Source organism: Acidobacteriota bacterium, assembly GCA_035529075.1.
GTDB lineage: Bacteria > Zixibacteria > MSB-5A5 > GN15 > FEB-12 > DATKXK01.
Map to the genome: position 1 here is coordinate 52,282 of DATKXK010000009.1, position 16,655 is coordinate 68,936.

Consider the following 16,655-nt stretch of genomic DNA (forward strand, 5'->3'; position numbering starts at 1 on the left):
GCCATTCCGTTTTGTATTTTGGCCGATATGGCCGTGCTATCCTCCGCAACCCGGCCCGGCAACTGTTCACTCGGAAACGCGGTAGGGAAGATTGGACGAACAGGTAACAGGGCGTAAGTACGTCCGCCGCTTCCAGGAATTCCAGGATCTCATGCGCTACCGCGTCAATGAGATTCTGCTGGTGTCCAGCCTGTACGACTCCTTTATCCTCGAGGAGGACGGCCGCTTGCACGAGATGATCCTCTCCGAGTATATTGACCTTAATCTCTCCCACGCGCCCGGGTTGACGCGCGTCGCCAGCGGTGCGGAGGCGATCAGGATGGCCCGCGAGCAGGATCGCTTTGACCTCATCATTACGACCATGAACCTTGGCGACATGAACGCCTTTGAACTGGCCGCGGGCATCAAGCAGGAGGATCTCAAGGTGCCGGTCGTGCTTCTGACGTACGACAACCGGGAACTGACCGAAATGACGTCCCGGTATGATGCCTCCGTCTTTGACAAGGTTTTCATATGGCACGGGGACCATCGTATCCTCATCGCCATCATCAAGTACATTGAAGATCGTCAGAATCTCGACCACGACACGCGGTCCGTCGGCGTGCAGTCGATCATCGTAATTGAAGACAACGTCAGCTTCTACTCGTCGTTCCTGCCGATGATATACACCGAGCTGGTCCGCCATACCCAGAATCTTATCTCCGAAGGCGTCAATATCTCGCATAAGCTGCTGCGCATGCGGGCCCGCCCGAAAATACTCCTGTGCTCTACCTACGAGGAGGCGTGGGCTTACTACAAGCGCTACGAAGACAGCGTTCTCGGCGTTGTAGCGGATATCGAATTCCCACGGGAGGGGCAGCTTGACCCGGAGGCCGGGATCCGCTTTGCCAAGGCGGTAAAGGCCCTGCACTTCGACATCCCCATTCTCCTGCAATCGGACTCGCCTCGGTTCAAGAAAGTCGCCCGGGAAATGAACCTGTCGTTCCTGATCAAGACCTCGCCGTTGCTGCTGCACGAACTGAGCCGGTTCATGGAAGAACACTTCAGCTTCGGTGACTTTATCTTCCGCCTTCCTGACGGCAGCGAGGCGGGTCGGGCAACGGATCTGAAATCTCTCGAGGAGAAACTTCACACCGTTCCGGACGAGTCGCTGCTGTATCATTCCGAACGAAACCACTTTTCCAACTGGCTGAAAGCCAGGACGGAGTTCTGGCTGGCCCATAAGCTACGGCCCCAGCGGGCCAGCGATTATGCAACCACGGAGGAACTGCGCCGTTCGCTGATAGGTTCGCTGCGTGATTTTCGCCGGGAGCAGCAACTGGGGTTGGTTTCGGACTTCGACATTCAGAGCTTTGACATAACCTCGAGTTTCGCCCGGATCGGTGGAGGCTCGCTCGGCGGCAAGGCGCGCGGGCTTGGCTTCGTGAACTCACTGCTGAGCAGCTACGGTATCCGCAACCGTTTTGCCGGCGTCCAGATCGGCGTTCCCGCGGCGGTGGTGATCGGTACCGACGTGTTCGATGAGTTCGTGGCGGGCAACCGTCTGTATGGCTTCGCTATCCAGTCGACTGACGACGAGGAGATATACCGGCGGTTTCTCGAGGCTCGGCTCCCCGAGGCGGTGATCAAGCAACTCCAGGAATTCCTGGAGGTCATCCGGTTTCCGCTGGCGGTGCGGTCCTCCAGTCTTCTGGAGGATTCCAAGTACCAGCCGTTCGCCGGCGTTTACAAGACGTATATGCTGCCAAACACCCACCGGGACATGACTGTCAGACTGGAAGAACTGGCTGCTGCAATCAAGCGGGTGTACGCCTCTACCTTTTCGCACCATGCCAAGAACTACATGCGGGCCACCCCCTACCGCCTCGAGGAGGAGAAGATGGCGGTGATTCTCCAGAGGCTTGTCGGCAACCGGCATGAGCGGCGATTCTACCCTGATTTCTCAGGCGTCGCCCGTTCGCACAATTTCTATCCGACACCGCCCATGTCCGCCTCCGACGGCATCGCCTCGGTCGCCCTGGGACTCGGCAAGACGGTGGCTGAAGGCGGCCTGGCCGTGCGCTTCTGTCCCCGCTATCCCAGGCACCTGATCCAGTTCTCGGACATCGAAAGCACTCTGGAGTACTCACAGAAACAGTTCTATGCCCTGGAACTGGAGAAACCGGACGGACGGCCTGATCTCAGCCGTGAGATTCAGTTGCGCAAGTACGGACTCGAGACGGCCGAGATGGACAACACCCTGGCCCCGGTGGCGTCGACCCATTCGGCGGAAAACAATGCCGTGTACGACGGTCTGGCGCGCCCGGGCACGCGGCTGGTTACCTTTGCGCCAATCCTGAAGAACGGCCTGTTTCCCCTGCCGGAGATACTTCGCCTCTCGCTCGATCTGGGGAGCTGGGGCATGAGCTCACCGGTGGAGATGGAGTTTGCGGTCAGTTACCAGGTCCCCGAGGGCCAGCCCAAGGAGTTTGCGCTTCTCCAGATGCGGCCGCTCGTCCAGAGCCGTGAGTCCGACGACGTCGACGTCGAAGGCATCGACCCCGGGGACTGCATCTGCCAGTGTTCGCAGGTCCTGGGCAACGGCCTGATTGACGGCATTCACGATGTCGTTATGGTGGACACGGAGGCGTTCGAGCGTTCCCGGAGCCGTGAGGTGGCCAGGGAGGTGGGCATCTACAACGCCGTCCTTACCGACAAAGGCCGGCCTTACCTTCTCATCGGTGTCGGCCGCTGGGGATCCTCTGATCCCTGGCTGGGTATTCCCGTGGGCTGGGATGAGATTTCAGGTGCCCGTGTCATCATTGAAGCCGGTTTTGCCGATCTGCGGGTCGTGCCGTCGCAGGGTTCGCATTTCTTCCAGAATATCACATCGTTCATGGTCGGCTACTTCTCGGTCGACATCGGCGACGGGTTTGTTGACTGGTCGTGGCTGCTGCAGCAGAGGACCGCCAACCGGAAAGCATACACGCGCCACCTTTATTTCGACCAGCCGCTGGTGGTCAAGATGAACGGCCACCAGCATAAGGGTGTCATTCTCAAGCCGGGAGTTGTGAATCAGGCCGGAAATCAGTATTCCGAGTGAGTGCCTGTCGACCGCCCTCGGGCGGGCACGGGTACAAAGTTAAGAGGCAGACCACCGCATGGATTCGACCAGACGGGCTCGCGCGTTTCATCCGCTCCTTTTTATGCTCTACCCGGTTCTGTACCTCTTTGCCCGGAATGCCGATCTGTTCCGGTTTCGAGAGATCGTCGTGCCGTTGCTGTTCGTGCTGCTGCCGGCGATGGCGGCGTGGCTTTTGCTACGCCTGTTCGTCCGCGACCCGCATAAGGCTGCTTTGCTGGTCTCCCTGGCAGTGCTGTTCTTCTTCTCCTACGGGCACGTGAAGAACGCCGTGCTGGCGCTAACGCCCGGTGACATTGTCCTGGGAAGAAACCGGTATCTCTTTCCGCTCCTCGGTGTCATGTTCCTTGCCGTCGTATACGTCGTCGTGAGGACTCGCCGGGCGGTCAGCAGGCTCACGCCGCTTCTGAATGTGGCTGCGGTCATCCTGGTGGGCCTGTCGGTGGTGCAGATCGGGTATGCACGGCTGGCACGAAAGGCCGTTCCCGAGGCCGGGATTGTTCGCCTCTCACCGCCTTCCGATCCGCAGGCGGTGCCGGACATCTACTACCTGATCCTTGACGGCTACGCGGGTGAGGACGTTCTGGCGGAGACGTTCAACTATGACAACAGCGAGTTTTACCGCCAGCTTGAGCAACGGGGCTTTTTCGTCTCCAGGAGCAGCCGGTCCAATTACTGCCGGACACTGCTCTCGCTGGCCTCTTCACTGAACTTGACCTATCTTGACAGCCTTGCGGGCTGGGACGCTTCCGACCGTTCGCCGCTCCTGCGCATGATCTGGAGCAGTCGGCTCGCCCGGAGCCTCAGGCTGGCGGGGTACAAGAGTGTTGTTTTCGCATCGCCGTTGCCGACTACCGAACGGGCGGCGGCGGAGGTCTATGTCGCGCCCCGGTGGTCGCCGGGCCAGTTAGGTAACGCACTGTTGAACATCACGCCGATTCCCGGTCTCCTGGCTCTGGCCTCGCCCGCTCTCTCGTCGCTGCAGTACGATTGGCACCGCCGGTCGTTGTTGTACACGTTTGACCATCTGGGTGACTGGGCTCGCTCGGATGAGCCGGTCTTTGTTTTCGCTCACATCCTGGCTCCGCATCCGCCGTTTGTTTTCGGCGCCGACGGGCGGGCGGTCAGCGCTGATCGGATGTTCTTCTATCACGACGGTGACGACTTCCTCAGGCTGGGGGGCACCTATGAAGAGTACCTCTTGGACTATCCGTCGCAACTGGAGTACGTCAACGCGCTGACGCTGGCAGCCATCGATACGATTCTCGCCCGGTCGGTTCGCCCGCCGATCATAGTCCTTCAGGCCGACCACGGCGCCCGCATCCGGCCGGACAGCCTCGACTTCAACCCCGCGTATCACCGGCGGTTGTTCTCCATTCTCAACGCCCTCTACGTGCCGGACCCCTGCCTGCGCCTTTTGCGAGACGACCTGTCGCCGGTCAACAACTTTCGGGTCATCTTCGACCGCTACTTCGGCACCGAGCTGCCGTTGCTGCCTGATCGATGCTATTACTCGAGCTGGGAAGGGTTGTACGACTTTGTCGATGTCACCAGGGACGCACGGCCGGTTAATGCCGGGCCTTAGCGCCGCCGGCGTACATGGTACCGAATTCGGGCGGTAAGAGCGAACTTTTGGGGGGCGGGGGGCGTGAAGCGAGAGCGGGGGTGCTGACCGGGAGTGCGGTGAGCCGCTACGGCACGACCATCAGCTTCCCTTTACGATCCCTGCCGGCAACGTACCACAGGTAGATACCGGTGGCGACCTCATAGCCCTCGGCGTTTCTGCCGTCCCACATCCAGTTGCCCGAGAGACCGCTCCTGGCCAGGACGGTGCCGCCCGAGACGGATTTGATGACGAGCTCGACCGGCTCGACCGGCAGGACAAACGTGACATGTCCCCCCTGGCTGAAGCTGACCGGGTTGGGATAGGCGTAGACAACAAGATTTTGCGCCTGAGACTCTGCTCCGAGAATGAGCACGGAGAACAGCGCAAAAGGCATCCAGGATGAGTAAAGGGAGTCATCGCGGCTGCGCACTTGCCAGCCGTACGGCTGGCCGCGCTGGAGGATTCCCTCCGGGACCGTCCATCCCGTGACGTCCAGGTCCTCCGGGATGTCGGTGGCCGAGGCCAGCAGAACCGTGCCGTCTTCGTTGTACAGCCGGAATTCGTAAGTGAGCGAGTCTCCTTCCGGGTCGGCACTGTTCTGGACGTACAGGGTCGGCGTGAGCGAGGTCACGATTTCACCGGGCAGGGGGCTGTCGATCGTGGGGACGGTCGGCGGCAGGTTGATGAATCCTGTCACCAAATTAAAACCCCTGGCTAGTGACCAGGGGCTGTACTCCGAGGAATCGTCGGCGATGGCCCGGCAGCGGTAGTAGTATACCAGCGAATTGGACAGGCCGGAAAACGTTGCCTGCGCCAACTCGTCGTAGCTGACGACGGTCACGGTATCGGCGCCCGTAAAGAAAGTGTCGGTGTCCAGAATGAACTCATAGATGAGCGTCAGGTACGACGGAACCGTCCCGGCGAACAGGGTTGCCTCCCCCGCGATAGTATCCGCGATGATCGTGTCCATCGACGTGACCGGCGCCAGGATGCCGCGCGAGAAGCCGGAGGTATCGGCGATGGCGGAGGCGTTGCCCATCTCATCGAATGCCTTTACGGCGAAGTAGTAGAACTGTCCCGGCACCAGGCCGTCGACTATGCAGCTGTCCGGCTGGCCGCCGGTCGCCGGGGTCGGGGGGGTCGAAAAGTTGCGTGCGAAATACCAGTTGTACGCATCTATCGGTGTGGTGGCGTACTTTATGGCATAGTACGTGGCGGTTCCGGATGACCCGTCATCTCCGGTCGCCGTCCACGTCAGCCGAGTGGAGCCGAGTTCAGGCCCCGGAACGGCACTCAGGTCCCTCACCGGTGACGGGGGTTCCGTATCGACAAGCGATGTGTCGCCCCATTCGGTATCCCCGGCGGTGTTCGAGAGCGTCAGCGTGCTGACGTACTGGTTCCAACTGACCGTGAAGGGTATGGTCGTCGTGTCGCTTCCCCTGGCCGCTCCGAGCGTGTAATCGTTATACTGCATGGAATCAGCGGCATACCTGAACTCTTGCCAGTAGCGGGCTGTGCCGGTAGCTCCGCCGGTGGAACCGGTGCTGGTTACGAAGGCGGTATCACCGTAGGCGTTGACGGCCCATACGGCGGCATTCGAGACCAGCGAGTCGTTGTTCCCTTGCACGTAGATCCGCAGCGTTCGCTCGATGGCCAGGTCCCGTTCGCCGGCGTCGCCGCCGGTGTGCATGCGGATGGAGCCATTCGCTCTGACCGAGTCACCGGCCCGGCCGACAAACCAGAGGTCCCTGGCAATGTTACCCTGGGCTTCAAGGTCATAGCCGACATAGAAGACGTACTTGCCTATTCCAGCGTAATCCGTCTCGTCGAACTCGATGGTGTCCTCGTAGATGAACATCTGCTCGCACTTGCCCTGGGCGTCGTAGCCGGCAATCTTGTAGATATTCTCGCACCCCTTGAGGTGGTTGTACCGGAAGTGGTTCCCGGCTCCTGTCCACGTGTAACCCTGGTCGTCCTTCAGTGCTACCCTTACGCAACTGGCCCCCAGGCCCGGGTGAGTGCCGGAGAATTCCGCGTCAAGGGCCCTGACCTCGACGTAGTTGTTCTCCCAGACGCAGTTGCTGTCGGCGTCCGCGCCGGTGGCCCAGTCGCAGCCCTGGTCGGGGTAGGTTACGACCTCCAGACCGATGCCGTTAGGGCCGTAAGCGGTGTTGTTCGGGTTGGCGGTGTCGCCGACGGTTATGGTGATGTCGTTGTCAAAAATATGCACGTACCGGTTGTGGTAGCGCATCTTGATGCCCTTGGGGTTCATGTGACCGTAATAGGCGTCCCAGCCCCGGTGAACGTCAATCCGGTTACCGTATACCTTGATCGAATCGGTGGCCGTCCCCAGGCACGTCTCCAGCAGAATGCCGCCGTCGGCGCCGGCGTAGTTGGTACCCGCCAGCAGCAAGTTGTTGTATATCTCGGTGCCCGCCCACATCCGGCTGGCGAGAATGGTAAAACTGTTGGCTGCAGAATAGCAGACGCCGCCTGAGGGGTACGTATAGAAGTCATTTCTTGCGTCGACGGTTAGTGTGCAGTTGTAAATGTATGACTTGCCGCTTATGCAGAAGCCCTGGGCGGGGCAGTTGGCGACGGTCACATCATGTATCTTCCAGTGGTAGTCGTGTCCGGCATCGGACAGGGAGCCGACCCCCACGATGAGAACGGCTCCGTCGTACTGGCACCTGCTGTTGAATGCCGTAACGTCACTTCTCCACGTGCCGCCGTTAATCTCGACGTTGTAGGTCTTGTAGGCGCTCGATGGTGCACGGACAACGTGGCCGTTGTAGCCCTTGACCGTGGCGTCGAGGTTCTCGATGTAAATGTCTCGTCCGCCCCCGGAGAACAGACAGACGTTCCCGCTGACGGTGGTATCCGACGGGTTGTGCAACAGGGTGCCGCCGATGATCTTGATGTTGTACGCGCCGCTGACGCCGTCGCCGAAGAATCGGATACCGTAGTGCCCGTCGCCGTTGCCGGTGCCGAATGAAATCGTGTCCGTGCCCAGGTACAGAACCACGTCATGCGCGCTGTTGCCGAACTGGATTCCGTCGGTGGCCGATGACAGGTGCGTTCCCGCAACGTACAGCGTTTCACTGTAGTTTGTCCCGGCCTCGGTAACGGTGTACGGCAGTGATGTGATCGTATGGCTGCCGGCGACGGCGGGCGACGTCACCACAAGGAATCCGAATATCGTAAAGCCGAGGATTCTGACGCACGAGGTCAGCGTTTCTTCACTTCTTCTGAACGCCATCGCGGTCTCTCCTGTCTAAAGTTTCCTGCTCATAAAGGTAGGGCTTCAGGACAAAATCCCTGAATTCATCAGGGTTGCCGTCATACCCGGCCTCTGCTGCTTTTACCACGTTGTAGGCCTCCCGGGCCGTCATATAGTGTAATCGGTATTTTATCCCGTCATTATACCGTTCCTCGACCTGCGTGAGCATGCCGTCCAGGCGCTCCCCGAGTATGTCGTCAAAAGCCCCGTCCCGCAGGTAAGCGCCGTGAGTAAAGGGCCGGATAAACACCCAGTTGGGCCGCCCCTGAACGTGCACGTCGGCCCTGAGCCACAGTTCAAACCGTTCAAACGAGGTCGGCACGTCGGGGTACAGGTTGCCGTCATCGATCACCGGGTGCGTTTTAAACCGCCAGTCGGACCAGTTGATCACCTGCGGGCCTTCCATAATCATCAGCCCGCCTTCAGTGTCGGCCCGGCCAACCCGGCTCCGGGCGCCGGTATTATGGGATTTCGGCTTTTCCGGATCGTCCGCGGCATAGTAAATCTTGTTTACGAGCGACGGCTGCGCCGTCTGGGTAAGGGCCGGGAAGGTGAAATCGGCGTAGCAACCCAGATCGAGCAGGATGTCGATTTCGTTGTTGACCCCGCAGAAATTGCCGTCGGAACGGGAGTTATCCAGCGCCCAGTTGCCGTGGATGAACCCGAAATAGGTGCTCCCGTCGGGCGTCCGAAGGGCTCCGTGAGCGCGCAGCGAGTCGATGCCGTCCCGGAACAGGCGGCGCACTGATGACGAATCGTCATTCCTGTGATGCAGGTGAACCTCGACTTCCCCGTACCCTTCACCGCACAGCCTCACCAGGCTGTCTACTTCCCACCCCCGGAAGGATTCGAGGGGGTAGAAAAACGTATGCTGGAGCCTGACACCGTCGGCGTCGACGTGCCCGTCGGCCAGCTTGCGGTAGTCCTGCATCCAGGTATTGACGATGTCGAGGTCTCCGCCGGGTTCCCAATGGTCGACGACGACGAAAATGATATCGGTCAGACCGTCCGTGTCGGCCCGAGTCGGGCTGTTGAAGGTATAGTCCCACAGCCAGAGGTGGTAGTTTCGCTGGTACGTCCTGTAACTCACGGCTCCAATGGCGGCGACCGCCAGGATAAGCACGACCAGCAGTATTGTTCGCTTCTTCATTCGATCCTTTGTCTTCCCTGATCCCGGCAGGGAACGCTTTTGCGTGTTCACCGGTCCAACGGCCCGACCGGGGCATGGTACGGATGTTCATACACCTTGTAAAGAACAGTTGGCAGGCCTGTATTGTTGCAAATAGCTTACCGGCCCGACAGAATACGCCGTGACGTATCCTGTTGCATAACAGTGCCTTAACAGGCACCCGGTCGGGCCTGGGCGGCATGGCCGATCAGTCATAGTTCAGAAACTGCACAGGGAATGGACGGCATTCATTGCCCTGCAGCAGGTTAGACCTCAGGTGACGACGGGAACACTGCGCATACAGTCCACACGTCGGCCGGACCCCCGTTTCTGACAAACCGCCGGCCAAAAAACTTTGACACCCCTGGTGCTTTCGTATATAGTCAAGTTATCAGTCACAAGTGCCCGCCCGACCACGAAGCCGGGAAACCGGTTCGCGAGCCGCCCGGCTTGACGGTGGGCCCAACCACATGAGATGGGAAATAGTAAAGATGACGAGTGAAAAGAGATCACGTTTCATTCAGTTCCTCTGGGGAAGCGCACTAGCCATCGTTTTTATCGCGGGCTTTGTTATCTGGGCCGAGACAGATCCCCGCAGCCTGGTCAGGGCGTGCCTGGAAGACGGTCCCATAGAGTACATCTCGGCGCTGCTGTTCGGTCTGACCTCGCTTGGCTTCGTCATTTTTATGGGGCGGAGCCGTTTCCTTCGACGGCGAACGGAATGGTGGCGCTACGTTTTCGTGATATGCTGGGCGCTGCTGATGTTTGTTTTCATGGGCGAGGAGGTGAGCTGGGGCCAGCGCATTTTCGACTACGAGACGCCCGCGTCCGTGCGTGACAGCAACGTGCAGGGCGAGTTCAACATACACAACTACCAGTACGTGGAGCACCAGAAGTATCGCCTTCTTTCGATCATGATGTGGGTAACGGGGTTTCTGCTTCCCGTGGTTGCCCTGGCCGGCCGGGGCAGACGCCTGTTTCAGAAGCTGGCTTTCCCCGTGCTGCCCATCGGCTATATGTTGTTATTCGTGGGCGGCTGGATATTCGGGAAGTACTACTACAACATTCTTATGTACGATGCCTCGTCCGAGGTCAGAGAAATTTTGATGGCCATTGGCCTGTTCTGTTTCGCCCTGCACGGCGTCATCCGCCCGCGGGATCTGTTCAGGCTGGGCCCGGAGAGCGGCTGACCGGACCACGGTTTTCCCTTTGCAATCTGATCCGGGGTTTCCGGCGACTTGGCCGGGAATCGCGGCCCGCCGGCTGAGCCGGTCAGTTGCGGTGCGTGATCTGCTCGTAATAGGTCTGGTGGTGGGCCAGCGTATCGGCCGTGTTATACTTCAGGAGGGCGTCACGGCGCGCCTTTTCACCCAGCCGGGAGGCCATCGCTTTGTCGGTGAGCAGTTCCCGGAGGGCACCGGCGAGGCTGGCGCCGTCCTCGACGGAGTAAAGCAGACCTGTTTCACGGTGCGTCACGGCCTCGGGGTTGCCGCCGACGTCCGAAGCTGCAACAGGCAGTCCCATCGCCATGTACTCGATCAGGGAATTGGAAAAGCTCTCGGATTTTGAGCACATCACGGCGATGTCGAACGCCGCCAGGCAGGGGATGACGTTGCTGTATCGGCCCACGAGCGCGAACCGGTCGGTCAGCCCGCGATTATCGATGAAGCGCTGATACTGATTTCGCTCAGGCCCCTCGCCGACGACGACAAACTTGATGTTGCTGAATTCGGGGCACAGGGCGGCGGCTGCCTCGATAAGCGATTCAACGTTCTTTACGGGCCGAAGATTGGCCAGCGCCCCAATGAGAGTTTCATCGTCGCCGATGCCCCACTCGGCACGCTGCCGCTGCCGCGCGCCCTCCGGCACGGACTCAAACGCCTGCAGGTCAAGGCCGTTGTGAATGACCTTCAGTTTCGCCGCGACGACGCCTTCGGTGGCCGTCGTCCACTGAGCGACAGCAGTTGAATTGGCCAGGTAGTGGTTCGTCCACCGCCTGAGCCGCCGCAGAATAAAACGGTGCATCCGGCCGTGCCGGTAGCCGATGTTTCGCCGGCTGGATATGACGGTCCTGCAGCCGGCCAGGCGAGCTGCCAGGGTACCGAAGATGTTGCCATCGTCGAAAAACGTCTGGACGATGTCAAACTGCTCCCGGCCGTGCAGCTGCCGAAAACGCCGCAGACCGCGCAGGCACTGTACACTCAGAAGGCTGGCCACGTCGAGCGTGGTGACGTCGAAAGGAAGCGATTGTCGGCCAAGCCAGTCGGAGTCACGCAGGCAGATCAGGAACGGCTTGAATCGGGTCTTGTCCAGGCCGTGCAGCAGCATCAGCAACTGCTTTTCCGTACCGGCCGAGGGCGTGACGATGGTGTCGATGACGTAAGCGATTTTGATCGGTCGTGGCATAGCTCAGGGAACCAGTTTTCGATATATCTCCGTCAATCTCTCGTACTGCAGGTCGAAACTGAATCGGTCGAGGACTCTCCGGCGGCCTCGTTCGGCGATCTGGGCGGCCGCCTTGGGTTCTGAGGCGGCGCGGACGACGGCTGCGGCCATGGCCGAGACGTCTCTTGCCGGGACGAGGTAACCGGTGTCCCCGTCGTCGATGATCTCAGGCACGCCTCCGACGGCCGTTGCGACTACCGGTATCTTCAGCGCCATAGCCTCGAGGACAACGTTGGGCAGTCCTTCGGACAGAGACGGGTTGATCAGGATATCGGCACCCTTGACGTGAGCCATCATATCGGTTTCGAAGCCGGGGCAGAGCACGCGGTCCTGCAGGCCCAGCCGGCAAATGAGATTTCTGACCGATGCCAGGTCGGGACCGTCGCCGTACAGGACAAACCTCAGGTCGGGCCTGGGGTCGAGCGCCTGCGCGGCCGCCCTGACCAGGAAGGCCTGACCTTTCTCCCTGCTGAAGCGCCCTGCGGTGATACAAATCACGGCCTCGGACGGAAACCGGTAGTGCGAGCGCAGATCGACGGCCTGCAGGTTGTCAAGGCTGCTGACGTCAATCGCATTATGGACCACCGACATCTTGCGGCCCGGCACGAGGCGTCTGGTCAGCCGCCGCCGCTGGGCGTCCGAGACGGCAACGACGTGATCGGCGAACCTGATGATCATCTTCTCGATCGTGTGATAGATTCGGACCTTGACGTTCTCGGCGGTCCAGCCCCGGGAGAAGGCGAGCCACCGGGTGCTGCTGCCGCGAGTGGCCAGCCAGCCGATGAGGTGCGACCGGTAGTCGTGTGTGCACAGGATGTCGGTCTGCTCCTGTGTCATGTACCGCCGAAGCGCGCTGACGGCCGCCGGGTCGTACGGATTCCTGACGTCAAAGGCATGCGTGGGAACGTTGTCGCTCGCGATAACTTTGAGGAACCGGGGCGTCAAGCCGTGCTCGACAAAAGAGCAGACGGTGACGCCATACGGCGAGCCGAGCGACCTGACGGCGTGAACGTGCAACTGCCGCTCGGGCCCTCCGTAGAAGTTAGAGGCTCTCAGGTGGATGATGTTCATTTGCCGCCCGCGAGAGAGTTCAGGTAGCGGTTGAGCCGGGCCGCAAGCGTCTGCCACCGGTAGTGAGACTCGACCAGGAGCCGGCCGCCGCGGGCAACGGATTGCCGCAGCACTTCGTCATCAATGCAGCGCAGAACGGAACGGGCGAATGACTCGTCACCGTCGGCAATGATGATATTGTCACCGTCAGTCACGGCCAGTCCTTCGGCGCCCACCGAGGTTGACACCACCGCTTTCTCCATAGCCATCGCTTCCAGAATTTTCAATCTGGAACCTCCGCCGATTCGCAGGGGGACGACGTAGACGGCGGCGCGGGCGATGTATGGCCGGACGTCGTCGACGGTGCCCGTAACGGTGACACCGTCGACCCGGGCCAGGCTCGTCACCTGTGCGGTCGGGTTTCGGCCCACGAGAACGGCTTTCATGCAGGGTCTCCGGCGGCGAAGGAGCGGGAATACGTTCTCGACGAAGTACCTGGCCGCATCCTGGTTGGGCCGCCAATCCATGGCGCCGGTAAAGACCACGAGATCGCGATTGACGTCGGCGGCCTGCGGCCTGAAGTAGTCCATGTCGACGCCGTTCTCGATGACCTGAACGGTGTAGCCTGCGCCGTACGCCTCGATCGCGTCGGCTTCTTCCTTCGAAACGGCCGTCGCACCGTCGGCCCAGCCGAAGCACTGCCTTTCAAAGCGCTCCACCTTTCGCCGCTGGATCGCTATGTAGAGCTTCTTGAGCGGGTTCTTCTCGTAAGCCTCGTACCGCCGCCAGATCGATGACTCGATGTTGTGGGCGACTATCACGGTTGCGGGTCCGTGCAGGTCCCGGATAAAAACGGCGTATGGAGTCCACTCGCAGATCAGGACGTCGTACCGGCTCGCGGCGAGCAGCTCGTTCAGCCGGTCCCGAAACCGCCTGGTGTAGTGGCTCGTCACGATGTAGGGGTAAGGCGAAAACAGGTTGAGCAATAATCTTGCGTAGAACCGCACACCGGCCTGCGTTCGCTGCGGCGGGCGCACCACCACGGGCGAGATTTTGTGCCGGCGCAATTGTCGAAAAGACTCGCTGTCGGGCGTGCCGTAGGCAAGGTACGTTATCTCGTTGTCGCTGGCCAGGAGCCGGGTCAGGTTGAAGGTCCTGCTGCGTTTGCCGGAATTCACCGGGTAGGGAAGTTCTTCGTCGATGACCAGTATCTTCATCCTACGGCAGGTCCTCTTCTTTGAGCCTGGAAACCGAGAACTGGTACTTTCCCCGGGGCGTCATGGGAATCTGCGTGACATACTCGATATCGTACTTCATGGCGGGACCGAAAACACCCGAGACCGTCCGGGCCAGTTTTTCAAGGGTGTGTTGACCGAAGTCGGCGTCCTTGACGATCTTGAATGTGACCTGGTCCGGTTTTTCCTGTACGATCTGCACCTGCCTGAGGCCCGGGATGTGGATGACGAACGTATCCAGGATGCTTATGCCTGATATCTTCCTGCCTTCAGGTGTGTACAGGATATCGGCGGTTCTGCCGGAGACTCTGCCCAGGCGGGGCAGTCCCCGGCCACACGCGCACGCGCCGCCCAGGGTGGTGGCCGTGTCACCGATTTCGTAGCGTATGAACGGCATGCCCCGGTTGACCAGGTCGGTTATAACGAGGTCTCCGGGACGTGTATCGTCGCCCCCGATGATCTCGACGTACAGGCCTTCGGCGCTGATGTGCAGGCCGTCGTGCTGCTCGCATTCGGAGGCGATAAGTGACAATTCTTCGCACCCGTAGCGATCAAACACGATCCTGCCGAACACGGCCTCGACCGTTTGTCGTTCCTCGGCCGACAGCGTCTCCGCAGTGGAGACGATGCTGTCGAAACAGACGTCGGTAATGGCATTGTCCCTGAGGAATTTCGCGAAAAAGTACAGTGAATGTGCGTGCCCGATGAGCGAGTGCGGTCGGTAGCGGCGCAGCTTCCGGACGAAGGCAAGGAGGTACTCGTCATCCATCTTCAGCGTATCCATGTACAGCGTCCGCTCGCACAGGGCCTTGTACAGGCGCTCCTTGAGACTGTACTTCTTGTCCGTGTCTCCCCACAGCGCGGCCCGCCTGGCGCCCGGGAGGTAGCCGGCCCATCTGTCATGGCGATACGTAACGGCATACTTGAAACTGAAGGCCTCGGCGTCCACGTAAAGGTGAACCGGCAGGCCGGTCGATCCGCCGGTCCGCTTGTGGGTCATCTGCTCCCGTGAGTAGCCGCGGCTGATGAGGAGTTCGCTGTTCTGTCTTATGTCGTCCTTCGTAAGGGCGGGGAGCCGGGCGAACTCCTCCCGGGACGTGACGTCGTCAGGCGTCATGCCGGCGGCATCGAACCGTCGGCGGTAGAACGTGTTGTGGGCATATACGAAGTCGAGCAGCCGTTTGACTGCCTGCCACTGGTCGGCCCGGATTTGCTCCGGCGTAAAATACTGCGAACGCATCAGGTTTCGTATAATCGGCCCGTTGCGGATTCCCCAGCGGCGGTTATAGGCCGGAATGAAAACGTGTCGGGCGAGGGTACCTGGCAGATCCATCACGCCTCCACCTGGCGCGCCGTCGCGCCGGACGCCAATGCTGCGAGCGCCACCGTGAGAGCCGCCACCATGTACCAGGTGTACCGGTAGAGGTTGTGGCCGAACATGCCGGAGATAAGAAGGGCAAAGATGACAATGAGGAAGGCCTTGCTGAAAAGCGGAATCCATTGCATCGACTCGGGCAACTCCTCTCGTGTCAGCCGGCGCAAACGCTTCACAACGGCAAAGACAAAGTAGAACCAGGCGGCGAATCCGAGAATGCCGGTGGTCGCCAGCACTTCGATGTACAGGTTATGGGACTGCATCCACTGGGCGCGCCCGAACCTGCCCGAGGCGTTGGCCCAGGCGAACGCGCCTGCGCCCACCCCGAGGATGGGGTGCTCGGGAACCATGCGCAGCCCGGCCTGCCAGATCTCCCAGCGGCCGGAAGAGACGTCGTTGATATCTTCGCCCAACTCGGTAAACCGGGCGTAGCGGGCCTGGTATTGCTCGGGCAGCGCGAACCAGGCGGCCACCAGAAGCAGCACAGCCGCTGAGTAGTTCAGCAGCTTTTGCCTGGAGAAGGCCAGGCCGCCGAACAGGACGCCGAAAAAGGCCAGCAGGCCGCTGCGCGAGGCCGTGATCATCATCAGGTAGGTCATGAACAGCGACAACACGGCCATGCCGACCTTGGCCAGGGCGTGACGATAGTAGAGCGCCGCCGCGACGCAGATCGGTATCGAAGACACAAGCGTTGCCCCGAACGCGTTGGGGTCCTCGGAAATAGACGTCCTACCGGACAGGCGATCGACGTTCATCGTGTGGATGAATTCCCCGGAAAGGTACAGCCTGAAGGCGTCCAGCGCAATGTAGGTGATGAGGATGACGAACGCCGATACGAACGTCATGAACCGCTTTCGAGAATCGACGATCGAGATTATCAGGTAGGCGAAGACGAGAAGCTTCAGGAAGCGGACGCAGTGGTCCTTGGTCTGCGTCATCTCGTACGAGGTGAACAGCGACAGGGCCATGACGGCCAGAATGGCTACCATCGAAAGAGTTATCTTGTCGCTCGGGAACGTAACCTTTCCTTCTCGCAGCTTCTGGCGGACAACAACGCTGATAACTGCGAAGACGCCCACGAGCAGTTCCAGGCGCAGGGGGGCGATTGACGGGTACACTTCGCCGGGGCGAAGCAGGAAGAGAGCCAGGTAGATCAGAAGCCCCCACATGGGGTACTTGAGGATCAGGGCAAGATTGACGAGGCCGGCGACGGCCACCATGATGAAGAGGGGGTCGACGAACACCGAGGCGAGCCCGGCGGCGACGGCGAACAGCAGGAGGAGGCCCCAGCCAATATGCCGATAGGTGACCGCCTGTCTGCTAATCCGCTCCATATTCTCTACCAACAACCGGCGTTGTCATGCGGCCGGCCGGG

General features: G+C 60.4%; 10 protein-coding genes. 3 read left to right on the forward strand and 7 right to left on the reverse strand.

Features of this window, described 5'->3' with window-relative positions:
- Positions 1-91: 91 nt before the first annotated feature.
- Positions 92-3,082, forward strand: coding sequence for a PEP/pyruvate-binding domain-containing protein (locus VMY05_02755; GenBank protein ID HUV30001.1), 2,991 nt, complete (start codon positions 92-94; stop codon positions 3,080-3,082).
- Positions 3,083-3,140: 58 nt separating this feature from the next.
- The gene (locus VMY05_02760) at positions 3,141-4,706 is read left to right on the forward strand and encodes a hypothetical protein (protein ID HUV30002.1); all 1,566 of its coding nucleotides are present in this window, start codon (positions 3,141-3,143) and stop codon (positions 4,704-4,706) included.
- A gap of 106 nt (positions 4,707-4,812) precedes the next feature.
- On the opposite strand, the gene VMY05_02765 is transcribed toward VMY05_02760, so the two are convergent.
- Positions 4,813-7,986 (reverse strand): fibronectin type III domain-containing protein, encoded by a 3,174-nt coding sequence (locus tag VMY05_02765; GenBank protein ID HUV30003.1) that lies wholly within the window; start codon positions 7,984-7,986, stop codon positions 4,813-4,815.
- Positions 7,967-9,157: a hypothetical protein gene (locus VMY05_02770; GenBank protein ID HUV30004.1), complete on the reverse strand. Its 1,191-nt coding sequence runs from the start codon at positions 9,155-9,157 to the stop codon at positions 7,967-7,969. Before VMY05_02770 ends, VMY05_02765 begins: the two co-directional genes overlap by 20 nt.
- Positions 9,158-9,645: 488 nt before the next feature.
- Between VMY05_02770 and VMY05_02775 the strand changes: the two genes are divergently transcribed.
- Positions 9,646-10,365, forward strand: a complete 720-nt coding sequence (locus VMY05_02775; GenBank protein HUV30005.1) for a hypothetical protein — start codon at positions 9,646-9,648, stop codon at positions 10,363-10,365.
- A gap of 82 nt (positions 10,366-10,447) precedes the next feature.
- Here the strand turns inward: VMY05_02775 and VMY05_02780 are convergent, their stop codons facing one another.
- From VMY05_02780 to VMY05_02800, 5 genes are read right to left on the reverse strand one after another with little or no spacing between them, the layout of a single operon-like run.
- A complete protein-coding gene (locus VMY05_02780; GenBank protein HUV30006.1) occupies positions 10,448-11,581 on the reverse strand; it encodes a glycosyltransferase in 1,134 nt (377 codons plus the stop codon).
- A gap of 3 nt (positions 11,582-11,584) precedes the next feature.
- Positions 11,585-12,691, reverse strand: coding sequence for a glycosyltransferase (locus VMY05_02785; protein HUV30007.1), 1,107 nt, complete (start codon positions 12,689-12,691; stop codon positions 11,585-11,587).
- Positions 12,688-13,887 (reverse strand): glycosyltransferase, encoded by a 1,200-nt coding sequence (locus VMY05_02790; GenBank protein ID HUV30008.1) that lies wholly within the window; start codon positions 13,885-13,887, stop codon positions 12,688-12,690. Before VMY05_02790 ends, VMY05_02785 begins: the two co-directional genes overlap by 4 nt.
- A gap of 1 nt (position 13,888) precedes the next feature.
- Positions 13,889-15,238 carry a phenylacetate--CoA ligase family protein gene (locus tag VMY05_02795; protein HUV30009.1) on the reverse strand — a complete coding sequence of 450 codons (1,350 nt, stop codon included), beginning with the start codon at positions 15,236-15,238 and terminating at the stop codon, positions 13,889-13,891.
- The gene (locus VMY05_02800; protein HUV30010.1) at positions 15,238-16,614 is read right to left on the reverse strand and encodes an O-antigen ligase family protein; all 1,377 of its coding nucleotides are present in this window, start codon (positions 16,612-16,614) and stop codon (positions 15,238-15,240) included. Before VMY05_02800 ends, VMY05_02795 begins: the two co-directional genes overlap by 1 nt.
- Between the last annotated feature and the right edge of the window lie 41 nt (positions 16,615-16,655).